20 protein-coding genes and 3 pseudogenes are annotated in these 25235 nt (G+C 62.8%); 10 read left to right on the plus strand and 13 right to left on the minus strand.

Annotated elements, in window-relative coordinates; all coding sequences use genetic code 11:
* Positions 1 to 324: 324 nt before the first annotated feature.
* Together EN861_RS09645 and EN861_RS09650 are read left to right on the plus strand one after the other, a co-directional pair.
* Positions 325 to 957, plus strand: a complete 633-nt coding sequence (locus EN861_RS09645; protein WP_126057616.1) for an Hsp20/alpha crystallin family protein — start codon at positions 325 to 327, stop codon at positions 955 to 957.
* Between the two features lie 29 nt (positions 958 to 986).
* Positions 987 to 1769, plus strand: a pseudogene (locus EN861_RS09650) (sensor histidine kinase); the annotation flags it as partial.
* Positions 1770 to 2067: 298 nt separating this feature from the next.
* Here EN861_RS09650 and EN861_RS09655 read toward each other — a convergent pair.
* Together EN861_RS09655 and EN861_RS09660 are read right to left on the minus strand one after the other, a co-directional pair.
* A pseudogene (locus tag EN861_RS09655) lies at positions 2068 to 2350 on the minus strand (transposase); the annotation flags it as partial.
* Positions 2250 to 2462, minus strand: a complete 213-nt coding sequence (locus EN861_RS09660) for a hypothetical protein (RefSeq protein ID WP_126057615.1) — start codon at positions 2460 to 2462, stop codon at positions 2250 to 2252. The gene EN861_RS09660 and the pseudogene EN861_RS09655, both read right to left, overlap by 101 nt.
* Positions 2463 to 2584: 122 nt before the next feature.
* Between EN861_RS09660 and EN861_RS35375 the strand changes: the two are divergent.
* Positions 2585 to 3098 (plus strand): annotated as a pseudogene (locus EN861_RS35375) (transposase); the annotation flags it as partial.
* Between the two features lie 314 nt (positions 3099 to 3412).
* On the opposite strand, the gene EN861_RS09670 reads toward EN861_RS35375, so the two are convergent.
* A complete protein-coding gene (locus EN861_RS09670; RefSeq protein WP_126057614.1) occupies positions 3413 to 5995 on the minus strand; it encodes an EAL domain-containing protein in 2583 nt (860 codons plus the stop codon).
* A gap of 422 nt (positions 5996 to 6417) precedes the next feature.
* Here EN861_RS09670 and EN861_RS09675 point away from each other — a divergent pair, with 422 nt between their 5' ends.
* From EN861_RS09675 to EN861_RS09680, 5 genes are all read left to right on the plus strand, one after another.
* Complete coding sequence (locus tag EN861_RS09675) at positions 6418 to 8889, plus strand: hypothetical protein (protein WP_245455307.1); 2472 nt, start codon at positions 6418 to 6420, stop codon at positions 8887 to 8889.
* Positions 8870 to 9781: a shikimate kinase gene (locus EN861_RS36630; RefSeq protein WP_281041211.1), complete on the plus strand. Its 912-nt coding sequence runs from the start codon at positions 8870 to 8872 to the stop codon at positions 9779 to 9781. The genes EN861_RS09675 and EN861_RS36630 overlap by 20 nt, the downstream gene beginning before the upstream one ends.
* Positions 9750 to 10211: a hypothetical protein gene (locus tag EN861_RS36235; RefSeq protein WP_245454879.1), complete on the plus strand. Its 462-nt coding sequence runs from the start codon at positions 9750 to 9752 to the stop codon at positions 10209 to 10211. Before EN861_RS36630 ends, EN861_RS36235 begins: the two co-directional genes overlap by 32 nt.
* Before the next feature lie 655 nt (positions 10212 to 10866).
* Positions 10867 to 11022, plus strand: a complete 156-nt coding sequence (locus EN861_RS35380) for a hypothetical protein (RefSeq protein WP_189343589.1) — start codon at positions 10867 to 10869, stop codon at positions 11020 to 11022.
* 15 nt (positions 11023 to 11037) lie between these two features.
* Positions 11038 to 11460: a hypothetical protein gene (locus EN861_RS09680; RefSeq protein WP_135863279.1), complete on the plus strand. Its 423-nt coding sequence runs from the start codon at positions 11038 to 11040 to the stop codon at positions 11458 to 11460.
* Positions 11461 to 12082: 622 nt separating this feature from the next.
* Here the strand turns inward: EN861_RS09680 and recQ are convergent.
* Together recQ and EN861_RS09690 are read right to left on the minus strand one after the other, a co-directional pair.
* Positions 12083 to 13927 (minus strand): DNA helicase RecQ, encoded by a 1845-nt coding sequence (gene recQ / locus EN861_RS09685; RefSeq protein ID WP_127275628.1) that lies wholly within the window; start codon positions 13925 to 13927, stop codon positions 12083 to 12085.
* A 204-nt stretch (positions 13928 to 14131) separates the two neighbouring features.
* Positions 14132 to 14674, minus strand: a complete 543-nt coding sequence (locus EN861_RS09690) for a hypothetical protein (protein ID WP_135863281.1) — start codon at positions 14672 to 14674, stop codon at positions 14132 to 14134.
* Positions 14675 to 14788: 114 nt separating this feature from the next.
* Between EN861_RS09690 and EN861_RS09695 the strand changes: the two genes are divergently transcribed.
* Positions 14789 to 16210, plus strand: a complete 1422-nt coding sequence (locus EN861_RS09695) for a coniferyl aldehyde dehydrogenase (protein ID WP_127275630.1) — start codon at positions 14789 to 14791, stop codon at positions 16208 to 16210.
* Positions 16211 to 16363: 153 nt separating this feature from the next.
* Here EN861_RS09695 and EN861_RS09700 read toward each other — a convergent pair whose 3' ends face one another.
* From EN861_RS09700 to uxaC, 8 genes are read right to left on the minus strand one after another with little or no spacing between them, the layout of a single operon-like run.
* Positions 16364 to 16702, minus strand: a complete 339-nt coding sequence (locus EN861_RS09700) for a cupin domain-containing protein (protein ID WP_127275631.1) — start codon at positions 16700 to 16702, stop codon at positions 16364 to 16366.
* Between the two features lie 10 nt (positions 16703 to 16712).
* Entirely contained in the window at positions 16713 to 17477 is a 765-nt protein-coding gene (gene kduD / locus EN861_RS09705) for a 2-dehydro-3-deoxy-D-gluconate 5-dehydrogenase KduD (RefSeq protein ID WP_127275632.1), read from the minus strand.
* On the minus strand, positions 17474 to 18325 hold the full coding sequence (gene kduI / locus EN861_RS09710) for a 5-dehydro-4-deoxy-D-glucuronate isomerase (protein ID WP_127275633.1): 852 nt from the start codon (positions 18323 to 18325) through the stop codon (positions 17474 to 17476). The genes kduD and kduI overlap by 4 nt, the downstream gene beginning before the upstream one ends.
* A 22-nt stretch (positions 18326 to 18347) precedes the next feature.
* Entirely contained in the window at positions 18348 to 19121 is a 774-nt protein-coding gene (locus EN861_RS09715; protein WP_127275634.1) for a FadR/GntR family transcriptional regulator, read from the minus strand.
* A gap of 11 nt (positions 19122 to 19132) precedes the next feature.
* Complete coding sequence (locus EN861_RS09720; protein ID WP_127275635.1) at positions 19133 to 20413, minus strand: TRAP transporter large permease; 1281 nt, start codon at positions 20411 to 20413, stop codon at positions 19133 to 19135.
* A gap of 3 nt (positions 20414 to 20416) precedes the next feature.
* Positions 20417 to 21004 carry a TRAP transporter small permease gene (locus EN861_RS09725; RefSeq protein WP_189343590.1) on the minus strand — a complete coding sequence of 196 codons (588 nt, stop codon included), beginning with the start codon at positions 21002 to 21004 and terminating at the stop codon, positions 20417 to 20419.
* Positions 21001 to 21978, minus strand: a complete 978-nt coding sequence (locus tag EN861_RS09730) for a TRAP transporter substrate-binding protein (RefSeq protein ID WP_127275636.1) — start codon at positions 21976 to 21978, stop codon at positions 21001 to 21003. The genes EN861_RS09725 and EN861_RS09730 overlap by 4 nt, the downstream gene beginning before the upstream one ends.
* 34 nt (positions 21979 to 22012) lie before the next feature.
* Complete coding sequence (gene uxaC / locus EN861_RS09735) at positions 22013 to 23425, minus strand: glucuronate isomerase (protein WP_189343591.1); 1413 nt, start codon at positions 23423 to 23425, stop codon at positions 22013 to 22015.
* Positions 23426 to 23619: 194 nt separating this feature from the next.
* On the opposite strand from uxaC, the gene EN861_RS09740 reads away from it, so the two are divergent.
* The gene (locus tag EN861_RS09740; RefSeq protein ID WP_135863284.1) at positions 23620 to 25128 is read left to right on the plus strand and encodes a mannitol dehydrogenase family protein; all 1509 of its coding nucleotides are present in this window, start codon (positions 23620 to 23622) and stop codon (positions 25126 to 25128) included.
* Positions 25129 to 25235: the final 107 nt, after the last annotated feature.

The raw sequence follows: 25235 nt of genomic DNA on the forward strand, positions 1-25235 counted from the left end.
CACTGCGACGTGTCATGCCGATTCATTCGTCAGCTACCATGACGATGCGGCGCGTCGCCTGCGATCAGTTGATCGAACCGCGGTGCAATTCGGGACGCTTCGTCGATCCCGACAGTTGCGCAAAGGGAAGCCAAATCAGCGACTAGAGGCAACGTGGCTACGGATTCGAAGGGACCCCGCTGTTGCCGAAGAGGTGACTGGTGGAATGTCAAAGATCACCTCGTGAAAGGCCATTTGGGGCCACCTAATGATAAAGCCGGATGCCGCTATCGGGTCCTGGCACGGGAATGACGGTCCGGCCCTACGGTGGATCGAGTTCGGTTCATGTCGCTTCGCAAGGAGGATGTGTTCCGGCGTCTGCCCGAACCCCTCTTTCTCGCATTCTGCGAGGTTGCGCGATCGGGCCGCTCGGTCTCTGTGCTGATCGCCCCTCCTGTTGCCATCGATCGATTCCGCTTCCGGTGCGCACGCACGTGTCGCGCGTGGCAATCATGCAAGGTCGTGAATCATAGGAGGATGTACATGCTTTTGTCGGATTTCGGCCGCATCGGGTTCGATCCGTTTGTGGAAATGCGGCGCATGCAACAGGAAGTAAACCAGCGTTTGGCCGGGCTGACCGCCAGCGCCGCTCAGGAGTTTCCGCCGATCAATCTTTGGACTGGCGAGGACAGCGTGGCGGTGGCCGCGGAACTGCCGGGGATATCACCTGACGAAATCGGCCTCACGGTGCGCGAGAACATTCTGACATTGAAGGGAACGCGCGAGCCTCGAACGGAGGACGAGAAATCCGTCTGGCACCGCCGTGAGCGCGCCTATGGGACCTTCTCCCGGACAGTGCAATTGCCATTCCGCGTCGACCCGGAACGGGTCGAGGCGCGTTTCGCCAACGGGCTGCTCGAAGTCGAGTTGCACCGGCCGGAGGCGGATCGGCCGAAGAAGATCCAGATCAAGGGATAGAGGGAGGCAAGCATGGCTCAGGAACGCGGATCGGCCGTCGCACCATGCTGCTCAATGCCCGCAAGGTGCTTTACGACCATAGTTCGGCCATCACCATCCTTCTCGCCTTCAATGACATAACGGCCCGTCGTATCATCGAGCGGGAGAAGGAAGAACTGCTCGGTCGCACCGAAGACCTGCTTCGGCAGAAAGACGTCCTGCTGCGCGAGATGGAGCATCGGGTTGCCAACAGCCTGCAGATCATTGCCTCGATCCTGTTGCTGAAGGCACGCTCGGTGACGTCGGAAGAGACGCGCCAGCATCTCAAGGACGCCCATCAGCGCGTTCTGTCCGTGGCCGAGGTGCAACGCCATCTCCACACCTCCGCCGGCGTCGACGAGATCGATGTCGGCTCTTACCTACCGAAATTGTGCAGCAGCCTCGCCTCGTCGATGGTCGGCGAAGCCCAGCCGATCACGGTCACCGTAATGGCCGAAGGCGGCAGGATAGATTCGCAAAGGGCAGTCAGTCTGGGACTAATTGTCACCGAACTCGTGCTCAACGCCATCAAATATGCTTTCCCCAAGAAGAGAACCGGCGCTCGCATCCAGGTGAGCTACGAGACCGCGGGCAGTGACTGGAAACTGACGGTTTCGGACAATGGCGTCGGCAAGATCGCCAACGACGTACCGGCTACCGGACTTGGAACAGCCATCGTCGAAGCACTGGTGAAACAACTGGAGGCCAGGGTGGAGATTATCAGCGATATTGACGGCACCAGCGTGTCGGTCACCCGGGCGACGTTCACCTCGCGCGTGCCGCGAGCGGCGTAAAAACCGTTACTACGATGCTGCCTTCCGGACATCGCCTGATGTCCAGGGGATCTTCTGCCGCCACGGCCTTGTCCCCGGAGCGCAGGACTGCCAGTCGCATCGCATAAGCCGAAACCTCTCAGTCGGTTGAGGGCGCTTCCGATGGCCAAGATCCGCTTTTTTGGCGTTCAGCCGGTGGGACCAAGCTCTGAAGCTGACGCTGCGCAGGTCTTTGCGTGGATGACTCGGTGCGGTCGGTAAACTCGAAGTGGCGGTTGTGTGCGTCAAGTTCTGCAAAATGGGGCGGCCACGATGCTGGTCATGCGGCTTGGCGTAGAGCGAGCTTCTTGTGCTCGCGCAGGTCGTCAATGTTGATGTAGGGCCTCCATCCAGTTTTCGTTGGTTTCGACAGCCGGCGCCCTGACGAGGCGCAGGCAGCTTTCGGCGTTGGGGAAGATGCGCACGACATAGGTGCGCCGGCGGATTTCCTCATTGAGCCGTTCAAGCATGTTGGTGCTCTTGAGATGCTTGTGATGCTGGCGCGGCAGGCAAAAGAAGGTCAGCGTGCGCTCGATGGTCTCCTCCACCGTCGTCCATCTCGGCCTCGAGCACCTCCTGCATCACCGCACGGATCATTTCGTGAAGTCCGTCCGGGTCTGAAAGCAGAATGTCTTTGACGGCAGCGCTGGCGGTCTTACTTTCAATCTTGGTCATGGTGGCGTTCCTTCGCGGGAATCGGCGACATGAACAATCACCAGATCCCATGGCGACGGATGGATAGCGGCGCGTGCTCTGGCAGAGTGACGCTGCTAACAAACACCCCGCGGAGGAACACCATGCATGTAGTGGCCGACCGATCCGAAACTCTGACTGCTATCCGGACTGGTCTGGGCGCAATCTTCGTATCGCTGGAGCTCAGCCGTTCAACCTGGCTGATCTCGTCGTTGTCGCCAGGTGGCGGCGAGAAGTTGTCGAAACACAGTGTCCCCAGTGGTGATTTATCCGCCTTGTTCCGTCGCTTCGATAGCGTGCGAGAGAAGGCAAGAGCACGCATGGGGCCAGACTTCCCCGTCGTCGCTATCCAGGAAGCCGGGCTCGATGGCTCCTGGATCCATCGGGTTCTGAGCAAGGCGGGGATCGAGAGCTACGTCGTTGATCCCGCTTCTATCGCAGTGTCTCGTCGCAGTCGCCGAGCCAAAACCGATAAGATCGATGGTGAAACGCTCGTCTCTCCTTGCCTTCAAGCGAGGCGAACCGCGCATATGTGCAATGGTCAAAGAGCCAACACCGGAGCAGGAGGATCGCCGGCGTATCTGTCGTGAACGCAAGGTACTGACGACCGAACGGGTATATAAAACGCCGCTCACTCAGAATGGTCTCGTCGCCCGAGCCCAGCGGCCGTAGGCGGGATGTTGGTGCAGCCGTGAAGAGCAGCGACCGAATGTGAGGTTGATCTGCTCGGTTACGAGCAGAGTCCTGCAAGTCGGGTTCAACCTGGATCCCATAATCGATATGACAAGCTAATCCCACTTTGACCGGCGCTCAGCACACCTAATTTCGAGCCGCGCCGACCTACACACCCGCTATCGACATGATCCGAGTGGCGGCCTGAACTAGGCCGGCAAACTCATGTTCGTTGGCACTGTTTTTCGCTTGCATCCCGGTTAGGCGGGGACAGACGCCCTACTGCGACGCCTGCCCGGCTTGTCCGTGTCTCGCTCGCCTGACGTTTCGGGTTCGGTCTCAATGATCTCGCCCGCCACCACGGCGCGGGTCCGCTCCAGCATCGCGGGGATGTCCCGCGCGGGCAGCGGGCGGCTGAGCAGGAAGCCCTGCGCCTCGGTGCAGCCTTCTCTTCGGACCCGTTCCAGCTGCTCCACGGTCTCGACGCCCTCGGCGGTGGTCTGCATCCCGAGGCTGTTGCCGAGGCTCGTGACCGCTCGAATGATGGCGACGGAACTGTCGATATCTCCGGCGTCCGTGATGAAGGATTGATCGATCTTGATCTTGTCGAATGGGAACGAGCGCAGATAGCTCAAGCTCGAATATCCGGTTCCGAAGTCGTCCATCGCGATATGAACGCCGAGCATGTGGATATGTTGCAGCATCGAGAGAGTCGCCTGGCTGTTGGCCAGCAGCACTGTCTCGGTGATCTCAAGCTCAAGCCGGCTGGGGGGCAGTCCCGAGATATCCAATGCCTCGACGATGGTGGAGAGCAAGCGCGCGTTGCGAAATTGCGCCGGGCACAGATTGACGGCGACCTTGATGCTACCGGGCCAGCTTGCCGCGTCGAGACAGGCTTGCTTGATAACCCATTCACCGATCGGGACGATGAGGCCGATGTCCTCGGCCAGCGGGATGAATTCTCCCGGGGATACGATGCCGCGCGTCGGGTGATGCCAGCGCAGCAGCGCCTCGAAGCAGCTGACCTCGCCGCGGTCGAGATTGAGGAGCGGTTGGTAGTAGATTTCGAACTGCTGCCGCACCACCGCTTCGCGCAGGTCGAGTTCGAGAAACCGCCGCGCCTGCATGCGCGCATCCATTTCCGGTTCGAAGAACCTGTAGGTTCCGCGGCCTTCCGCCTTCGCCCGGTAGAGCGCCATGTCGCCGGTCTTGAGAAGTTGGTCGGCGTCAATGCCATCGTCCGGCGCGATCGAGATGCCGATGCTGGCGCTGATCATAACCCCGTGGCCATCGACGACATAAGGTGCGCTCAGCCCATCAATGACCCGTTGGGCAAGAGCTGTCGCCTCGACCGGCTGATCAACCGCGGTTTGAATGATCACGAACTCATCGCCGCCGAGCCTTGCCACGGTGTCGCCTTCACGGGCCACCTGTTTCAGTCTGGCGGCGACCTCCTTCAGCAAGGCGTCGCCAACCGGGTGCCCCAGCGTGTCGTTGACCATCTTGAAATGATCGAGATCGAGGCAGTGGAAAGCAATCTTGCTACCATCACGCCGCATCTCGACCAAAGCCTCCTCGGCGCGTTCGCGGAACAATATGCGATTTGGAAGCTCGGTAAGTCCGTCGTGGCGCGCCATGTATGAAATCTTGGCTTCGCTCCGCCGCAAGTCGGTCACGTCATGGTGAGTGGCAAGCCACCCGCCGCCCGGCAGTGGCTGATGGATGAGGTCGATGGTGCGTCCGTCCCTGAGTTCCACCAGGCTCACCGTCCGCTCTGCGCGATCGATGGTCTCCGTCAGCTGCTGCACATACTTTTCCGGGTCATGGCCGGCATAGAGGCCCGCCGCGATCCGGAACCGCATCAAATCGATCCACGGCGTGCCGGGACGAGTCAGGGGCTCCGGCACATGGTAGAGATCGGCGTAGCTTTGGTTGCACAGAACCAGCCGCCTCTCCGCATCGAACATGCAAAGCCCTACGGGCATATTGGCGGCGGCCGCGGCCAATTGCTGCCGCTCCAGCTCGGCTTCTCGGGCCAAGGCATCGCTGCGCTCCAGGCTGGCCCGGTAGCCGGCAAAGGCCGAGAACAGCACTCCAACCTCGTCCTGCCGATCCCTTTTCAGCGCAATGAGACTCGAACGGCGCTCGCCCTGCGCCAAGCAACGCATCGCCTCGGTCACGGCGAGGATCGGCTTGCTGACATTGTGGCGTATCCAGGCGACAAGCCCACCAAGACACCCGGCGGCAAAAAGAACTGCCAGCCAAGTCAATCTTTGCGCAACGGTGTAGGTCCTGTCCGCCATCACCGCCGCGGCCGTGCTGCGCTCGTTGGTGAGGGCCAGCAGGTCGTCCAATCGCTGCGTGGCGGCGGCAACGGTCGGGAGCGATACCGTCTCGAACTCCTTGACAGCCATTGTTCGCCCTCCTGTTTCGAGGAGCGGGAAAATCGATGTCAGGGAATCTTCGTAGGCCGTCCATAGGTTGACGAACTGGTCGAACAGCTGCTGCTCGGCCAGCGATCCGGCACTCCGGCGATAGGCGCGCCGACCTTGCAGTATTTCGTCGCTTTCCCTCGCCATCTCCTTCTCAATGCCGGCTATCTGCGCAGCCTCGGCAGTGCGCACGCGCAACGTCGCATAGAGCTGGTGTTCCGCGAGGTTGCGCTTCATCTCGCCGACGATCTGGACCTGGGGCAACCAAACGCTGGTGATCTCGCTCGTGACCTTGTTGAGTGATCGCAGTTGCGCGACCCCAAATACTCCCACGGCCACGACGCACAGCAGCGCCAGCCCAAAGCCCAACGAGAGCTTGGTCCCGACGCTAATGTCCTTTAGCCCTCTCATCTAGAAAACTGCAAACGCAAGACCAGTCCTCGTCAAATAGCATCGAGCTTTAGCGAATAGTAAAAGTATTCCTAGTGTCGCGTCTAAGGTATTAATGCTGGCTTAAGACTGCGTAATCCCCTAGAGGATCGACCAAACCACGTTGTAAAAGGCCGGCGGATGAAGCTCACCGATTTCCATATGATCCGATGACGGGCCTACAATGAGATCGAGGTGCTCGCACCTAGTCTTGGAAGCCGCTTGCAGCTTCTTTCACCGCACCGTGGGATCGGCCTTCGATCCCCTTCGAATGTAGCGAGGCCAGCCCATATTATGCACGACGATGGGGCTTTGAGGCTGGCAGTCGAATCTATGATCGGCAGTGTTCATCAGCCGAGGAAGGAGCGCCGCGGCGCGCGCCGAGGCGGTGCGCGAACTCGAGCGTGATCGCCGAGATCGAGGCGAAGGAGCCGCTCGAAGCGCTCGACACCTTCATGGCGCAGAACGCATCGATGATCCAGGCCCAGCATGCAGCCTCCAGCTTCGATGTCCATCGGGTCCTTCAGGCCATGGACCACGAGCCGAGACCGCCGCAAGGCGATGCCGGACTGATGCGGCTGCCGGTGGTCGACATGCAAGGCCGGCCGCTGGCCAGCGAAGCCGAGTTGCGCTATTCCATTTTCCACCGCTTGACCTCGGGCGCGGTGAAGGTGGTGGCGGTGCAGCTAAAGGGAACTCCGACTGGAGCCATGCTGACACGCACGTTCACCGTGGAGGGCGTGCCCTACCGCATGGACCTGTTCGGCGGCAGCAAACTGAAGCCGCCGCAAAAGAGCCTGAACCAGCTTGCCTCTCACCTGCCTTTCACGGCCGCAGAGGCCCCAAGCGGCAAGCTTTTGGCGATCCCCTATGCCGAGACGGCTCCGGGTACGGCCTTTGAGCAGCTGTCGCGGGCCTGGGCGCCGTTCAAGGAAGCCTATTACTATACCCAGCGCCGCGGATTTGCCGCGCCGCCGGGCATCCCCGACATTGGCCCCCATGATTATGCGCTGGAAGGGTGCTTCAAGCTGTCCCTTCTGCCCGACCATCCCGCAGGCGCAGTGCATCCCTTCCGGTTCGAGGGGCGAGACGGCGAGATCGCCTTGCGGCCGCATGACGGCTGCGGCTTCATTAGGGCCTCACTGGCCGAGCGCATGCCGTCCATTGCCCGGGCTCGCCACGACGCTCCCGAGCGGATGCCTGCCTATGCCGATAAAAGGCAATCGGCGGTACCGCCCTCGGCGCTGCAACATTATCCGCGTAGCGTCGAGGTAGCACAGGAGACCCGCGAGAAGGCTCAGGCTTGGCTCGAAACCCATCAAAGCCTCACCGCCGAGGAGCTGTTCCGGACGGTCACGGGCGGGCATATCGAGGGTTCGAGCGCTATCGCCGTGCCGTCCAGCGACGAATGCCTGCATGTGCCGACGGGCAAGAGCAAGACCTTGACCCGTGACGCTGGCGTGCTTGTCGGACGCTCCCCCTATGACAAGCCCAACCTGCGCCCGTTCGCCGCCGACCGGGTCAGGTCGGCGCGCGATGGCGACCGGACCGCGGCGTTCCTGGATCGGTGCGTGGCCTTCCAATATAGCTTCAACTTCGCGCACAGGTCGGGGGCTGGGCTTGCCGCCGACGATCCGACCTTCTTTGCCAAAGGCATCTTGATCGTTGTGCCCGACGAAATGTGGCCGGCGGACTTCGCCGAGCGCGGGGTCGTGATGTCTGCCGAGGACGTAAAGTGCCATTCGTACTGGCTGGAGGAAAAGGACCGGGTCAAGGCCGACACCGCGCTCGAGTGCGTCGGCATCCTGCAGGCGACGGAGGTGTTCGCGCCCGGCTCTTTGGTTGCGGTTCCAAGCGTCGAACAAAAAATGCTCGACGGCGATTTTGATGGCGACACCGTCGTCATCATTGGCGACCAGCCTCGCCTTTACGAGCATGTGCGCCAGTTCGACGCGCAGCTGCAGGCGCGCGGCATCGCCTCGATGAAGCCGCCGAAGTCGCACACGCCGGCCATTGAGAAAAGCGGCTACCAGTTCACCCGGTCCAAGCAGATCCTGTCGGCCACCGGGCTGGTGCTGGAGACCTACAGCTGCCTGCAGCGCAACGTGCTGGCGCAGCCGCTGGAGGCGCAACGCTGGTTTGCCGAGCGTGCCATCTTCGGCACCTACGAGGGCATTCATAATGAGCTCAAGGCCGACATCCGCGCACTGTTGCAGGAAGATCGGCCGGATGGCCAGGCCCTCCATGAGCTCATCGCCAGGGCGAGGGAAGACAGCAAGGCCGCCAGGCATCCGGTGGCCTGCGAACTGGCCGCGTTGTTAGTGGCCGAGCTCCAGGACTGGAACCTGCAGCTCAATAGCGAGCCGGCTCATGAGCAGTCGGAAGTCAAGCTGCATGAAAGCGCCATCAATCTGTTGAGCGTCGGCATCAAGGTCGGCACTGACGCCTACAAGTCCGATACCGGTGCGCGGGTGTTCATGCAAAAAACCACCGAATTGCAGCGGCTCTTGGAGCAGAGGCCGGGCTTCAAGTCGGCGCCATATGTCAAGGCGCAGGCGGCAAAGCTCCACCAGGGCCGGTTCGACGTCGATGGCAGCCTGGCGGATCTGAAGGACAACCCCACGCTGGCGGCATCGGTCATGGAGGCCTCGATCAGACTCGCCGTCGAAAAGCGCATTCTGCTCAGCGCCTTAGCAATCTCGGCCGAAGACGACCGCGCCAGCACGATAACGCTGAGCAGCGAACAGGCCCTTGAGCGGGCCAGGCTCGAAGCCGCCCCCGCCGAAGCGCAAGAAAGCGCGATTACCAAAAATTGTGCATGCGGTTGCCGAGCTTTTGCGGCAGGACGGCATCGAGGTGAAGGTGCCGCATCTTGACCAACGGTCGGGCGGGCAGGTCTGGATAGCCGACGAGTTGACCGGCCAGAGCGTGAGCACGGCGCCGGAGGCCCAACTGGTCACCAATGCCGTGCGCCATGTCTTCGAGATCCCGGACGAGGCTTTTACGCGCGCCTTCAGGAAGGCGGCACTGGCCTTCGAGGAGCGGGACTGCAGCGAGGTCGAGACCACCAACTGGGTCATCAGGATGGACAGGCCGCGGTTACGCGGCGTTCACACGACGTTCAGAACCGCGCAGAACTATCGCTTCGAGGTCGAGTTCCCTACGCCGGCCAGTTATCGGGCCGAGCTCGCGCACCGCGCGCAGAGCTCACAGCTAGTCCCCATTCCCCGTGGTGCCTGGGAGATATTACACTGGGACTCGTCAGGAGAAAGCAGGTCGAGGGCGGCAGGGACCTCCAGGTCGCCCATCGTCGCAAGACAACAGATTGCGGTCGCTCGCTCGCCGCAAGCCGGCGAGATCCTCGCGGCCCTCGGTACGCGGCCGGTCGTGCTCGTCGGCATGCCGGCGAGCGGCAAGTCGACCATCGGCGCCCAGCTTGCCAAGGAGTTGGGGGTGGAGTTTGTCGACATCGATAAGCATATCGTCGCCGATCACGGCAATCTGATGGAGATGTTCGCCGACCCTGGCCGTGGCGAGGCGCACTTCAGGGACCTGGAGACCAAAGAGCTCGCCAAGCAGCTGGAGAGAGGCCCCATCGTCATCGCAACCGGCGGCGGCTGCTTTGGCAAGGAGTCCAATCAAGCCCTGATTCTTAATAAGGCGAGGTCGATCTGGCTCGACACCCGAGCTGAAAGAGCTCCGCAGGCGCCTCGAGAGGGACACCAGCCGGCCGCTGCTGCAAGGCGCCGACATCGAGCAGAAGGTTGACCAGCTGTACGAAGAGCGCAGTCCGTTCTACCAAAAGGCCGATATCAGGTTGCCCCTCGTCCCGCCCTTTCAAAAAGACAAGAAGGACGCCCGCATTTGCGTGAAGGAACTCTACGCTTTCCTGTGCAGCGACAGAGAAGCCGCTCTGCCCGCTGCCGAGATATCACATGTCTCCGGTGCTTCCGGCACCGCCATCAGCATGTCCCCAACAGCTCAGCGCATGCACGATGATCATCACAACGGCTACGATTGCGGGGGCGGCGTCGTGGAAACCATCCAGGCGCCGGCGGCACTATTGAGTGAAAGGGAACGGCCGCCGCTCCTCGACACCCTCACCGCCGACCCGCAGCCTTTGCTGGCCGGCAATAACGCACGAGCGAATTTAGCGTCTTCCACGAGAAGCAGGGAACGCTCAAGTCGAGGACGATAGCTTAGGCGTCGCAGGTTTGGTGCAGGGTGCGGGTTCGCACCGAATGCTAATAAAAGTGGGAAACGCATGCATAAGTCGTGAGAAGCCTGATGGCCGAGTTGATCCGGCCTGGATGACACAAACGTACAAAGACGAACCGCCGGTGCCGGGTCGCGCGCCAAATCCTGGTGATCGACCGGAAAGGATCAGCTCCGAGTCTAAACGGCATCGTCAACTTAATGAAGCGCGGATACTATGACAGAGTGACCCAATCCACCGCCGCGCCATTGCGTCGGTTTCGACAGATAAGATGGATTGGGCAGGCGAGCTCAAAAGAGCGATTGTAAATCGCAGTTGTAGCAGTGTAACAAACTGCGTAACAAAAAGCGCGAAAAGATTAGCATTTTCAGCAGGATAGGCGTGAAACCGAATCCCTCCCTCTCCGCCACAACATCAATAACAACCGTCGCATGCCCACAAAAAGTCCGGAAGCCGAGGCCGCCGGGCTAATTCGTTTCGCTTGCATAATGATATTACTTCGCTTAACCGGATTTTGATTAACCAGTTGTGGTCCGCGAGATCACTGCTAAAACCGTCTTGACCGCCCCCGTCCGGGTTCGATGACGCCATATCGAGGGGATTCATAGATTCCCGGTTTCGATCTATGTTGCTCGGCATGGAACGCACTTTCGACATTCCTGCTGTCCTGAGAGCCCCGCCAGCGTGTTTGCGCGAGCGCTACGGCGCCTTTGTCATCCGCATTGCCGAAAGCCTCGCCGCGGGCCTTGCGATCGGCGTGGGCTTCGCCATCGTGCGCGCCTTGGCGGGTTAGAAAGTGGTGCGGGTATTGCCGGTCTACACCCCAGAAGATTACCCACTTATCCGGCAACTTCCTGGTGCCGATGATATGCCCCCGACTTGGGAAGAGTGGCACGCGAATTTCGATGCGACGCATATGGAGAGCTTGGAGGGGCTAAGCTACGCTACCATGCGCATCAAGCCCGACTTGTTCAAAGTTTGGTTGGACACCAATTCGCAGGTCGCTTCGGAAGACTCCAGACAACTCTACGCCCAAGAGTTGCTTGATGCGTGCAAGGCGAAATCTGAAACTCGCCAAGAGGACGAACGTGCCCGACGGTTGATCGCTCGCATGGCGAACGACCCGCTCCCCACTGACCCCCTGATGTATAAATTGGCTGAGGTCGGTGCGCTGTTCATGATCGTGATGGCGATCGTTTCAGCCGCGTTGATCATACTGGCGAGGCGCTGACGTGGTCGCGCTAAGGATACCTCCTATTTCATTCATTCGGATAACTTCGCTTCTATTGGAGGAAGGCGCATGATCATCCTGGCCAGCGGGATGCCGTGCCCCCTACCAGTCTCTCGCCGGTTAGGCTCGGCGCCATCAGGCAACTCTTGCAAGGACGCCGAGCCGCTGCATCGCTATCGGGCCGGCGCTGCTCTGGTGGACGAGGCCACGTAGCCGTTCGCGCCTTCATAATCCTCTGCCGGACTAACCTGAGCATCCAATTTAGCCGATACCTGCGCTCGCGCCTTGATTACGCGATGCTGAGTTGGCGCAATAATGAGGGGCGGGTTTTGCGTAGATTCCGACACGTCGCTGCGGCGGCGCATGATCACTAACCTATTGGCGTCGCCGCCTTGGCAATCCTCATCCCGCTCTACATCGTCCTCAAATGACAATCCCATAGAAACGCCTCAGATCCCGTCTGCCGAAGACGCATGTCGTCGTCTGGGAGAAGAGAGCGGGTGGGTAAGTTCGATCCGCAAACAATCGGTACACCGTCGGAAGTATGGCGGTGGCCGTCGTTTCGGCGGAGGCGGGGTAGCCTAACAGCAGCTGAAGGCAGTCCCATCGCCAAGCCTGATCCTCAGCCTGCCCCGTCGGGCCGATGCGCCGCGATCGCGGCCAGAAAAACCGCCCCAAACTCGTTGAGCTTCGCCCCGCCCACGCCATTCACCTCGGCGAAGGCGTCGAGGTCGCGCGGGCGGCGGGCGGCCATGTCGATCAGCGTGCGGTCGGAAAACACCACATAGGCCGGCACCTGGCGCTCCTTGGCGAGCCGCAGCCGCAGCGCCTTGAGCGCCGCCAGCAGCGAGGCATCCACGCCCTCGGCGTCGGCGGCGGAGCCTTCGCCGGAACGCTTCCTGCCGCGCGTGAGAGGGTCGCGGTTCTCGACGCGATACCGGAATTCAACCTCGCCGCGGCCGAGCGCGCGGCCGCTTTCGGAGATGGCGAGACCGCCATGGCCCTCGGGATCCGGCATCAGGAACCCGCCGGCGACCAATTGCCGGATCAGTGACAGCCACACAGTCTTCCTGTGCGCGGCGCCGGTGCCAAAACTGCTCAGCGATTGATGGCCCCGCGCCAGCACCTTCTCGGTCTCATGGCCAAGCAGGATGTCGATGACATGGGCCGCGCCGAAGCGCTCGCCGCTCTGCGCGACCGCCGCGAGGATTTTCCGCGCCTCGGCACTGCCGTCGGCGCGCGGCGCCTGATCGAGGCAGTTGTCGCAATTGCCGCAGGCTTGAGCCTCTTCGCCGAAATAGCCGAGCAGCACCTGGCGGCGGCATTGCGCCGTTTCGCAATAACCGATCAGCGTGTCGAGCCGGCGATGCGACCGTCTCTTGTGCTCGGGCGAGGCGTCCTCGTCATCGATGAACAGCCGCCGCATGCGGATGTCGCCAAGACCGTAGAGCATGTGCGCCTCGGCCTCGCGTCCGTCGCGGCCGGCACGACCGATTTCCTGATAATAGGCCTCCAGGCTGCCCGGCATATCGGTGTGGAAGACATAGGCGACATCGGGCTTGTCGATGCCCATGCCGAAGGCGATGGTCGCCACCATGACGACGCCAGACAAGGTCATGAAGGCGTTTTGATTCGCCTCGCGCGCCTCCTTGCTCATGCCGGCGTGATAGGCAAGCGCTCTCACGCCGTTCTTCTCGAGGAAGGCCGCCATCTCCTCGGTCTTCTTGCGCGACAGGCAATAGATGATGCCGCTCTTGCCCGCATGGCGCTCGATGAACCGCAGCAATTGCCGCTTGCTGTCCTGCTTGGCCTCGATGGCCAGCTTGATGTTGGGCCGGTCGAAACCCAGCACCAGCGTCTCGACCCGCTCGGCGAACAGCCGGGCGGCGATGTCGGTGCGCGTGCTCTCGTCGGCCGTCGCCGTCACCGCGATGATCGGCACATTGGCAAAGATGCCGCGCAACCGAGACAGATCTTCATATTCGGGCCGGAATGCCGGCCCCCATTGCGAGATGCAGTGCGCCTCGTCTATGGCGATCAGGCTGACGTCGAGCCTGGAGAGCGCCTCGAGCATGCGCTCGGTCATCAGCCGCTCCGGCGCCAGATAGAGCAGCCGCGTCTGGCCCGAAGCGACGCGACGCCAGGCCGCGACATTGGCCTCGCGATCGAGCGAGGAATTGATCGTATCGGCCGCTACCCCGGCAAGCCGCAGCGCCGCCACCTGATCCTGCATCAGCGCCACCAGCGGCGAGACGACGAGGGTGAGCCCGCCCAGCACCAGCGCCGGAACCTGGTAGCAGAGCGATTTTCCGGCCCCCGTGGGCATGACAGCCAGCACATGGCGCCCGCCGAGCAGCGCGTCCATCACGTCGGCCTGGCCGGGGCGGAAATCGTCGAAGCCGAACACGTCCTTCAGCACGCGCCGCTTGGGATCCTCGGCGCGGATGCTCGCTGCCATTACCTGCATCAGGCGGCCGCCGGACTGGGAACGGCTTTTCGTGGATTGGAGAGGATAGGCAAACCGGTCAAAGCGACCTCCGGGTGAGGGCCTGGAGTAGCGCAGCCTTCATCCGATCACAACGGTCGATATCGCCGATCTGCACCAGTGCCGCGCACGACCGCCTGACAGGTCAGACTAAGGTGATACAGAGATATAGCTCCCTCCCAGGCATCACTCGCCGCTGCCGCCTTGCTCCAATTCGTCATAATAGCGCTGGGCGGCCTTGCCCTTCTCCAACCGATATGTCTCGGACCGGCGATCGAATTCGGCCTTGAGAGCCTTCGACAGTTGCAGCGCATGGAAGCAATAGCCGGTAAGGACCGCCAGCAGCATGATAAACAGGCCTATCGGCAATTGGCCATCGCTCAGCATGAGGATGCCGATGACGGCTTCCAGCAGCGTGGCGAGAGCCGCCATGACCGTCAGGAAAATCTTCGCCGGCCTTGACCCTTTCAGGAAGTAGTAGCCACCGATGACGTAGGCCACGCTTGAGGCGGAACCCACAATATTCGGCGAATGTCCAAAGGCCAGCAGGACGATCGCGGACAGGATGCCGATCGCGCCGGTTACTAAGAAAATGCCGGCCACTGCCAGCATGTGGTGTTTTCCGCTCATTCGAACCCCCTTGGTGTCGAACTCTTGCCCGTCCAGCATTGCAGCATGCAACCAAGGATTGCACAAGGCCTGCCGCACCACCTTCTGCAAAATCGCCAACGCCGCTTATGGCATCGGGGCATCGTCGCGCCTCCTTCCCCAACGACACCATCGCTCCCGCTGGATTCCTTCGCTCTGCGATGTAAACTTGGCCAATCAGGCCGGGAGGGCACGATGCTGCAGGTAAGACAGGATGCTCTCGACGAGCGGTTCCGGCTACAGCGCGCCGCTTTCGAGAAGCAACCCTTTGCGGACCTTGGCCCGAGGAAAGACCGTCTCAAACGCCTGCTGGCGCTGACCGAGCGGCATGAGAGCGAAATCTGCGCCACGATCGACGCTGACTTCGGCGGCCGCTCGGCGCATGAGACCCGTCTTGCGGAACTGTTCGTCGTGCGCGCCGGCATTCGCCATGCCCTTGCGCATGTCGGCGGCTGGATGCGGGAGCGTCGTGTCGCCACCACCTTGCCCTTCTTGCCGGGCAAAAACCGCCTTCTGCCGCAGCCACTTGGGGTGGTCGGCGTCGTATCGCCCTGGAACTACCCCTTTCAGCTCGCCGTGGCGCCGGTCACGGCGGCCCTCGCCGCCGGCAACCGCGTCCTGGTAAAGCCTTCCGAATTGACGCCTGCTTTCTCCGAACTGCTGGCCAGACTGGCCGGCGAGCACTTCGCCCCGGATGAACTCAGCGTCATCACCGGCGATGCCGAGATGGGCAAGGCCTTCGTCTCGATGCCCTTCGACCACCTGCTGTTCACCGGCTCGACCGCGGTCGGACGCCAGGTCGCCATCGCCGCCGCCGCCAACCTGACCCCGGTCACGCTCGAACTCGGCGGCAAGTCGCCGGCGATCCTCGACCCTTCCTGCGATCTCGACGCGGCAACAGCCAGCGTCGCCTATGGCAAGCTGCTGAATGCCGGGCAGACCTGCATCGCGCCGGATTATCTGCTGGTGCCCAAGGGACAGGCAGCCACGGTCGCTGCCAAGCTCGCAATCGCGGTGGCGCGGCTCTATCCCTCGCTGCGCGACAACCCCGACTATACCGCCATCATCAGCGACCGGCATTACCAGCGCCTGCGCGCCATGATCACGGAAGCCCGCGAGGCCGGCGCCGATATCACCGAGATCAACCCGGCCGGCGAAGATCTCGGCAATACGGGCCGGAAGCTTTTGCCGACCCTGGTCAGCAACGCCGGGCCGGACCTGCGGCTGATGCGCGAGGAGATTTTCGGCCCGGTGCTGCCGATCGTCGAATACGCCACGGTCGACGACGCCATCGACTATGTGAACCGGGCCGACCGGCCGCTGGCGCTCTACTGGTTCGGGCGCGACAGCGGCAACCGCCGGCGAATCCTGCGCGAGACCGTCGCCGGCGGCGTCACGATCAACGACTGCATGCTGCATCTGGTGCAGGAGAACCAGCCCTTCGGCGGTGTCGGCGCCAGCGGCATGGGTGCCTATCACGGCGAGTGGGGCTTCCGCACCTTCAGCAAGGAGAAGCCGGTCTTCCAGCAGTCGCGCTTGAGCGCGGGAGCCCTTCTGCGCCCGCCCTATGGCAGGACGTTCGAACGGCTTTTCGGCCTGCTCAGGCGCATCACCTGACACGCATTAAGTTTATATTCACCATGATCCGGCAGGTTTCCGGTTCTGCGGTGATGTTTTGAGTACCGCGGCGCCATTGGCGCCCAGGCAACAAACCCGCGCTTCCTTGGAAGTGCGGGTTTTTTCATTGGCCGGGAAATCTCGCCGGCCCGGTCAGGCGAGAAAATCGGCGCGGTGTGGCGTGAAACTGTCGACCAGCCGTCCCGCCTCCAGCGCCCTGACGCCGTGCACCAGGCCGGACGGCACGATGAAGCTGCCGCCGGTCTCGAGGATTGCGGTCCGTCCGTCGATGGTCACCTCGAAACGGCCTTCGGCGACATAGCTTGCCTGGACGTGGGGGTGCGAATGCAGCGCGCCGACGCCACCCTTGTCGAAGCCGAATTCGACCATCATCAATTCGTCGGTGGACAGCAGCACGCGACGGCGATTCCCGTCCAGGGTCGGCGTCCAGGCACCCTCGCCGGCTTGCGCGAAGATTTTCGGATCGGTCATCGTCATCTCCTCACCGCGCCAGCCAGCCGCCGTCCACCGGCACCACCGCGCCATGCATGTAGTTCGAGGCCGGTGCCAGCAGGAAGACGGCGGCATCGCCAATGTCTCCCGGCTCGCCCCAGCGCCCGGCGGGAATGCGCCCGAGGATGGCGGCACTGCGGTCGGGATCGGCACGCAGCGCCTGCGTGTTGTTGGTCTCGATATAGCCCGGCGCTATGCCGTTGACGTTGATGCCTTTCGCCGCCCACTCGCAGGCGAGCAGACGGGTGATGCCGAGCACGCCATGCTTTGACGCCGTGTAGGACGCGACGCGGATGCCGCCCTGGAAACTCAGCACCGAGGCGATGTTGACGATCTTGCCCTGGCGCCCGTCTGCCAGGACGCGCCGGGCAAAGGACTGGCTGAGCAGGAAGACCATCTTCAAATTGACATCGATGACATCGTCCCAATCGGTCTCCGTCAGGTCGACGGCATCGGCGCGCCGGATGATGCCGGCATTGTTGACCAGCCCGTCGAGCGGCCCGCTTTCGTCCCAGACACGATCGAGCATCGGTCCGGCCGCTCCGGTGTTGGCAAGGTCGGCGGCGACCGCCTTGAATTCGCCGCCCAGAGCCGCGACCTTGCTCGCCGTATCGGCCATCGACGAGCGGCCGACGCCGATCACCGCGCCGCCGGCGCGCGCGATGGAGACCGCGATGCCTTGGCCGATCCCGGTGTTGGCGCCGGTGACCAGGATGCGTTTGCCGGCCAGGCTGAAGGCAGTGAGGTCGCTCACCGCAGCGCGTCCATGGCCACGGCATCGACATCGGTGTAGTCGACATTGTCGCCCGCCATCGCCCAGATGAAGGCGTAGTTGGACGTGCCGGCGCCCGAATGGATCGACCAGCCCGGCGACAGCACCACCTCTTCGTTGCGCATGACGATATGGCGCGTCTCGTCCGGCTCGCCCATGAAATGGAAAACGCGCGCCGCCTCGGGCAGGTCGAAATAAAGATAGGCCTCCATGCGGCGGTCATGCACATGGCACGGCATGGTGTTCCAGATAGAGCCCGGCGCCAGCTGCGTCATGCCGACGACGAGCTGGCAGGTCTTTGTTCCCCCGGCGTGGATGAACTGGAAGATCGAGCGCTCGTTGCAGGCCTCCTTGCTGCCGAGATCGAGGCGCTTGGCGTCATCGAGGCGGATCAGCCGGCTGGGATGAGCCTGATGCGCCGGGGCGCTGAGCAGATAGAACTTGGCGGGGTCGTCTTTATCTGCCGAAGCGAATGCCACATCGCTGGAGCCCATGCCGAGATAGAGCATGTCGCGCGCCCGCAGGTCGAAGGACTGGCCGCCGGCTTCGATCGAGCCGGCGCCGCCGATATTGACGGCGATCAATTCGCGCCGATCGAGAAAACCTTTGGTGCCGGTCGGCTTGATCGCTTCCAACGGCAATGCCGTCGCCACCGGCACGGCACCGCCGACGATCATCCGGTCGTAGTGGGTGTAGGTCAGGCTGATCCGGCCAAGCTGGAAGAGATCGTCGATATGGAAATTATGGCGCAGTTCGTCCGTTCCCATGGCGGCGGCGGCCGCCGGATCGATGGCGAAGCGCGATTTGTAGTCTGTGTGGTTCTGGCTCATCTCTGTCCTGACTTCCGGTGGATCATTCGCCGGCGGCGGCCCTGGTCGAACTGGCGTAATAGGCCTGCCGCGCCTGCAGGCGTTCGCGGTAGCGCTGCTGGCTGGCGCCGAGATGGGCACGCATCGCCTCGCGCGCGGCCTCGGCATCGCCCGCCGTGATCGCGTTCAGGATCACCAGATGCTCTCGCTGCAGCCCGCGCTGGTAGCTGTCGGACTGCACCAGCTCGGTCGACCAGGGCGAGGTCACGTCGCACGGAATGGCGCGCCGGCCGAGCACGTCGAGCATCTCGACATAGAACGGATTGTTGGTGGCGCTGGCGATGGCGCGATGGAAGGCGAGATCGGCGGGTCCGGTCGGCTGGCCGTCGAGTAGCAGCCGCTCGAACTCGAAGAAGGCTTCCTGGATCGCCGCTTCCTGCGCGGCGTTGCGGCGGATGGCGGCGAGCCCGGCCGATTCGATCTCGATCGCCAGCCGCACCTCGAGCACGTTGAGCGCGATCGAATCCTTGGCCCCCATGTCGGCAGCCAGCGCCCCGAACATGGTCGAGATGTGCTCGGTGACGAAGACACCCGCCCCCTGCCGCGGCTCGACAAGGCCGTCAGCGGCAAGCTTGGCCATCGCCTCGCGGATGACGGTGCGACTGACGCCGAAGGTCTCGGTCAGCTGGCCCTCGGTCGGCAGCTTGTGGCCGGGCAGGATTTCACCCGCATGCAACTGCTTGCGGATCGCCGCCACGACGGTTTCCGACAGTTTGGGTTTTCTCTCGACCCTGAGGTCGTTTGCGATATCGGACACCTGGTGATCTCCTAATGGAACAGGCTCGGCAGCCACAATGAGATTTCCGGTATGTAGGTGACAAGCATCAGCACCACGAAGGCGGCGCCATAGAATGGCCAGATCGAGCGCATCGCCGTCCAGATCGGAATGCGGCCAATGGCGCAGCTGACGAACAGGACCGCGCCAACCGGTGGCGTGCAAAGGCCGATGCCGAGATTGAGGATGAGGATCACGCCGAAATGCACAGGATCGACGCCATAGGCCATGACCACCGGCAGGAAGATCGGCGTCGTGATGATGATCAGCGGCGACATGTCCATGAAGGTGCCGAGAATGAGCAGCACGATGTTGATCAACAGCAGGATGACCAGCTTGTTGTCGGATACCGACTGCAGAAAGGCGACTAGCGCCGCCGGCACCCTGAGATAGGCGAGCAGCCAGCCGAAGGCCGCCGCGCAGCCGATAATCATCAGCACCATGGCGGTGGTCCGCACCGAGGCCGTCGTCGCCGCGACGAAGTCACCCCAACTCATCGAGCGGTAGATGATCAGCGTGACCAGGAAGGCGTAAACGATAGCGATGCAGGAGCTCTCGGTCGCGGTGAAGATGCCGGACCTGACGCCACCGAAGATGATGGCGATCAGGATAAGGCCCGGAATGGCGGCGACAAGCAGCTGCAAGGCCCGGCCGAAGCCCGCGAAGGGCTCCGTCGGGTAGCCGCGGCGGCTGGCGACCCAATAGGCCGTTATCATCAGCGACAGCGCCAGCAGCAGACCCGGCAACACGCCAGCCGTGAACAGATCCGCGATCGAGATACGGCCGCCGGCCGAAATCGAGTAGATGATCATGTTGTGCGAAGGCGGGATCAAAAGCGCGATGATGGCGCCGACCGAGGTGATGTTGACGGCGTAGTCGATGCCGTAGCCGCGCGCCTTCATCTGCGGGATCATCAGCCCGCCGACGGCCGACGCGTCCGCCACCGCCGAGCCGGAAATGCCGCCGAACATGGTCGACGCCGCGATGTTGACCTGCCCCAGACCGCCGCGCAAATGGCCGACCAGTGAGCCTGCCAGCGCGACCAGCCGCGCGGCGATGCCGCCACGCACCATGAGGTCGCCGGCGAAGATGAAGAAGGGTATGGCCATCAGCGAAAAAACGCTGACGCCGGAATTGAGCCGCTGGAACACCACGACCGGCGGAAGGCCTAGCGTGAGGATCGTCGCGAAGCTGGCGACGCCCAGACAGAACGCGATCGGCGTGCCGATGACCAGCAGGAACACGAAGGTGCCGAAAAGGACCATCAAGGCCATGGTTCAGACCTCCTCGCCGGTTGCATGGATGTCGGCGTCGACGGGCAGGCCGGCAAAACGCCCGGCCAGCCGTTCCAGTGAAAACAGGCAGACCAACGCGCCTCCCAGGATGACCGGCAGGAAGCTGACGCCGCCCGGCAGGGCGAGCGAAGGCATCACCGTATTCCAGGTCAGCCTCGCCAGTTGCACGCCGTAGACGATCATGCCGGCGCCGAAGGCCAGCACGACAAGATCGGAAATGCTGCGCAGCACCGCCTTGGCCGAAACAGGCAGGACATAGAGCAATACGTCGAAGCCCAGATGCGTGCGCTCGCGCACGCCGACGGCCGCACCCAGGAAGATGAACCAGCCCATCAGCAGCACCGAGAAGGATTCCGTCCAGCTCGGCGAGCGGTTCAGCATGTAGCGCGAGAAGACCTGCCAGAAGATGATGATCGTCATCAGCGTCAGGCCGGCGCCGCTGACCCACAACGCCAGCCGGGCAAGCCCGGAGAGAACGCGCTCGGCAGCGAGCCAGAAGCCTCTCGTGGCAGGGGCGTCCGAAGGCAGCGCAGGAGTCCTCGCGCTGCCTGACCTGTTAGCCCCGTTCATTTCTCGGCCTGTATCTTCGCCGCCAGATCCTTCAGTTCCGGCGTCGACAAATATTTGTCGTAGACCGGCTTCATTGCGTCGATCAGCGGCTGCTTGTCGATCTCGCTGACCTTGACGCCGGCCTTCTCGACGATGTCGCGCGACTTCTTCTCCTGCGCGTCCCAGAGCTCGCGCATCTTCACGACGCTGTCCTTGGCCGCCTGCCGCACGATCGCCTGGTCTTCCGGCGACAGCTTCTCCCAGCTTGCCTTCGACATGACCAGCACTTCCGGCACGATCTGGTGCTGGTCCATGGTGTAGTGCTTGGCCACTTCGTAGTGCTTGGCGGATTCGAAGCTCGGCCAGTTGTTCTCGGCGCCGTCGATGACGCCGGTCTGCAGCGCCGAGTAGACCTCGCCATAGGCCATCGGCGTGGCATTGGCGCCAAGCGCGTTGACCATGTCGACGAACACGTCGGACTGGATGACGCGGAACTTCATGCCTTTCATGTCCGCCATCGAGGTGATGTCCTTCTTGGTGTTGTAGAAGGAACGCGCGCCGGAATCGTAGAAGGCGAGGCCGACGAGGTCATGCGCCTCGAACGCCTTGAGTATCTGGTCGCCGATCGGCCCGTCCATGACATGGCGCATGTGCTCGACCGAGCGGAACATGTAGGGCAGCGACGGCACGGCGGTTTCCGGCACGATACCGTTGAACGGTCCCATCGAGACACGGTCGAGGTCGATGACCCCGGCCTGGGTCTGCTCGATCGTGTCCTTCTCCTCACCGAGCTGCGCCGAGTGATAGACCTCGATCGAATAGCGGCCGGCGGTGCGCTGCTTGATGAGGTCGCCCATGTACTTGACCGCTTCGACGGTCGGATAGCCGTCCGGATGGGTATCCGAGGATCGCAGCACGGTCTCGGCATTTGCAATGCCGATCAGCAGCGAACCGAAGGCGAATGTGGCCGCCGTCAATTTCGAAAAATGCAACATGACTTCCTCCCTTTGAAAAATCGGAGCGTCCCGTTCAGAGCCGGTACGCCGTCTTGGCGAGCGTGTAGGCAAGCTCCTTCGCGAGTTCATGAGCCTCGTCCTCGCGCAGCCTGTGCTCGGCGACGAGGCGCGCCAGGAACGCGCAGTCGACCCGCCGCGCCACGTCGTGACGGGCCGGGATCGAGGGAAAGGCGCGCGTGTCGTCGTTGAAGCCGACGGTGTTGTAGAAGCCGGCGGTCTCGGTGGTCATCTCGCGGAAACGGCGCATGCCTTCCGGGCTGTCGTGGAACCACCAGGCCGGCCCGAGCTTCAGCGCCGGGTAGACGCCGGCCAGCGGCGCCAGCTCGCGCGCGTAACTGCTCTCATCCAGCGTGAACAGAATGACGGTCAGGTCGCGCTCGAGCCCGACGCAGTCGAGCAGCGGCTTCAGCGCCGTCACATAATCGGTGCGGGTCGGGATATCGAAGCCTTTGTCCCTGCCGAATTTCTGGAAAATTCCAGGCGAATGATTGCGCCAGGAGCCGGGATGAATCTGCATCACCAGCCCGTCATCCCGGCTCATCTTGGCCATTTCGGTCAGCATCTGGGCGCGAAACAGCTTTCGTTCACGCTCGTCCTGCGAGCCGGAGCGAATCCGGTTGAACAGCTCCTGCGCCGCAGCATCGGAAAGGTTGGCGGTCTCGGCCGTAGGATGGCCATGATCCGACGAGGTCGCGCCGAAGCTCTTGAACAAGGCGCGCCGCTGGCGGTGCGCGTCGAGATAGCCGGCCCAGGTCCCGGTGTCGCACCCGGTGATCTCGCCGAGCCGGTCGAGATTGACCGAAAACCCCTCGAAATCGGGATCTATGACGGCGTCCGGCCGATAGGCGGTGACGACGCGGCCCTCCCAGCCGCTGTCGCCGATCATCTGGTGCCATTTGAGATCGTCGAGCGCACCTTCGGTCGTTGCGATGACCTCGATGTTGAAGCGCTCGAACAGGGCGCGGGGGCGGTAGTTCTCCCACTGCAGCACCGTCGCGATCGTGTCGTAATGGCGATCTGCGGTTGCGGCGCTCAACGGCTCTTCGATGCTGAACAGATGCGCAAGCACATGGTCGAACCACAGCCGGGTCGGCGTGCCACGGAAGAGATGATAGTGCTCGGCGAACAGCCGCCAGATCGCCCTGCCATCGGTCTCGACGGGCGCGCCATCGAGCGTTGGCACGCCGAGAGCCTCCAGCCGCACGCCCTGGCTGAACAGCATGCGAAAAATATAGTGGTCCGGCACGATGAGCAGTTGCGCGGGATCGGGGAACGGCTCGTTTAGCGCATACCAGCGCGGGTCGGTGTGGCCGTGCGGGCTGATGATGGGCAGGTCCTTGATGCCGGCGTAGAGATCGCGGGCGATCGAGAGCGGACGCGCCTCGGCTGGAAACAGCAAATCCGCATTCGTCAGTGCCACGGGCATCCTCCCAGGGTCGCTATCGGTAGGGTTGGCTGGAAATAATGTCAACATACAAAAATTGGATTGTTGTATGATGACTTTTGAGCAATGCTGAGCATTGTCGGCAGGCGCCGCCGATGTTACGCCGCTTGCGATCCGCCCGTGGCTCACCAGCCATCCCATGACCAGCCGTTCCCCGAGATGAGTGCCGCAAACCGATGACAGCCCTTCGCCTTTCCAACCGCACGGCGCAGGCTTTGCCGACCAAGGTCGCCGCGCCTCGATACGATCGTGGCGCGATTACGCCGGGCATTGTGCATCTCGGCGTCGGCGCCTTTCACCGGGCCCATCAGGCCGCGTACATCGATGAGTGCCTGGCCGCCGGCGAGACGGGCTGGGGCATAACAGGCGTGTCGTTGCGCAGCGCCGACACCCGCGACGCGCTGGCGCCGCAGGATGGGCTGTACACACTGGCGGTTCGAGGCAGCGGCGGCGAGAAGCTGCATGTCATCGGTTCCATCGGCTCGCTGCTGGTGGCGCCGGAGGACCCGGCTGCGGTGCTGGCGGTGCTGACCGATCCCCGCACCCGCATCGTGACGTTGACCATCACCGAGAAAGCCTATTTGCGGGCGGCCGGCGGCGGGCTGGACACGGCGCATCCCGACATCGTCCACGACCTGGCCAATCCGCAACAGCCGAAGACCGCGCATGGTTTTCTGACCGAAGCGCTCGCCCGGAGGCTGGCCGCCGGCACCCCGCCCTTTACCGTGCTGTGTTGCGACAACCTGCCGGCCAACGGCGCCACCTTGCACAGGCTGCTGATCGAATTCGCTGAATTGCGCGATGCCAGGCCTGGTTCGGCGGGCGGTGCTGGAATTGCCGGCCACATCGCCGGTCAGGTCGCATTTCCCTCGAGCATGGTCGACCGCATCGTGCCGGCCACGACCGATGCCGACCGGGCGCGGATATCAGGCGAACTTGGCATCGAGGACGCCTGGCCCGTGATGACCGAACCTTTCCGCCAATGGGTGATCGAGGACGACTTCCCGGCCGGGCGTCCGGCCTGGGAAAAATTCGGCGTCACCATGGTCGGCGATGTTGCCCCCTTCGAGGACATGAAGCTGAGGCTGCTCAACGGCGCGCATTCGGGCATCGCCTATCTTGGCCTGCTCAGCGGCCACCCCACGGTCGATCGCGCCTTCGCCGATCCGGCGATCCGGCGGTTCGTCGATGCGCTGTGGGAGGAGGCCAAATCGACATTGCCTGACGATGCCGGCCTCGACACATCGGCCTATACGGCCGAGCTTGCCGAGCGTTTTTCGAACACGGCACTTGCCCACCGCACGGCGCAGATCGCCAATGACGGCAGCCAGAAACTGCCGCAGCGCATCATTGCCTCGGCCATCGAGTGCCTGGAGGCCGGCACCGAGCTGGTCCACCTCACGCTGGTGGTGGCAGCCTGGATCGCCGCCTGCGCGGCGCGCGGAAAGAGCTTGCCGGAGGGCCATTTCACCGATCCGCTCGATGCGGAGCTGATGGCGCTTTTGGACCAGCAGCTGCCGGCCAACGAAACCGTGACGGCGGTGTTCGATCTGGCCGGCTTCGCCGGGGATCACGCCGAACGCCAGACGCTGATCGAACTCGTGGCCATCCATCTTGTCCATCTGCGGAGGGACGGCACGACCTTGGCCTTCGCCGCGCTCGGCATAGACGGCGAAGGACCGTAAGGCGGAGCTGGACGGGTCAACAGGCGGTACAGGACCTCGATGTCGGCGGTACGATATCGCCGCCGCAGCTGAAACGCCTGACACCCCAACAAACAAAAAAGCGAGGC

Source organism: Mesorhizobium sp. M8A.F.Ca.ET.218.01.1.1 (assembly GCF_004791165.1).
Classification (GTDB): Bacteria; Pseudomonadota; Alphaproteobacteria; order Rhizobiales; family Rhizobiaceae; genus Mesorhizobium.

What these genes read in the sequence shown, in the direction of transcription:
- EN861_RS09645 (WP_126057616.1), top strand. Translation starts at nt 325, where the DNA reads ATGTCGCTTCGCAAGGAGGATGTGTTCCGGCGTCTGCCCGAACCCCTC.
- EN861_RS09660 (WP_126057615.1), bottom strand. Translation starts at nt 2,462, where the DNA reads ATGACCAAGATTGAAAGTAAGACCGCCAGCGCTGCCGTCAAAGACATT.
- EN861_RS09670 (WP_126057614.1), bottom strand. Translation starts at nt 5,995, where the DNA reads ATGAGAGGGCTAAAGGACATTAGCGTCGGGACCAAGCTCTCGTTGGGC.
- EN861_RS35380 (WP_189343589.1), top strand. Translation starts at nt 10,867, where the DNA reads ATGGAACGCACTTTCGACATTCCTGCTGTCCTGAGAGCCCCGCCAGCG.
- recQ (WP_127275628.1), bottom strand. Translation starts at nt 13,927, where the DNA reads ATGCAGGTAATGGCAGCGAGCATCCGCGCCGAGGATCCCAAGCGGCGC.
- EN861_RS09695 (WP_127275630.1), top strand. Translation starts at nt 14,789, where the DNA reads ATGCTGCAGGTAAGACAGGATGCTCTCGACGAGCGGTTCCGGCTACAG.
- EN861_RS09700 (WP_127275631.1), bottom strand. Translation starts at nt 16,702, where the DNA reads ATGACCGATCCGAAAATCTTCGCGCAAGCCGGCGAGGGTGCCTGGACG.
- kduI (WP_127275633.1), bottom strand. Translation starts at nt 18,325, where the DNA reads ATGAGCCAGAACCACACAGACTACAAATCGCGCTTCGCCATCGATCCG.
- EN861_RS09720 (WP_127275635.1), bottom strand. Translation starts at nt 20,413, where the DNA reads ATGGCCTTGATGGTCCTTTTCGGCACCTTCGTGTTCCTGCTGGTCATC.
- EN861_RS09725 (WP_189343590.1), bottom strand. Translation starts at nt 21,004, where the DNA reads ATGAACGGGGCTAACAGGTCAGGCAGCGCGAGGACTCCTGCGCTGCCT.
- EN861_RS09730 (WP_127275636.1), bottom strand. Translation starts at nt 21,978, where the DNA reads ATGTTGCATTTTTCGAAATTGACGGCGGCCACATTCGCCTTCGGTTCG.
- uxaC (WP_189343591.1), bottom strand. Translation starts at nt 23,425, where the DNA reads ATGCCCGTGGCACTGACGAATGCGGATTTGCTGTTTCCAGCCGAGGCG.
- EN861_RS09740 (WP_135863284.1), top strand. Translation starts at nt 23,620, where the DNA reads ATGACAGCCCTTCGCCTTTCCAACCGCACGGCGCAGGCTTTGCCGACC.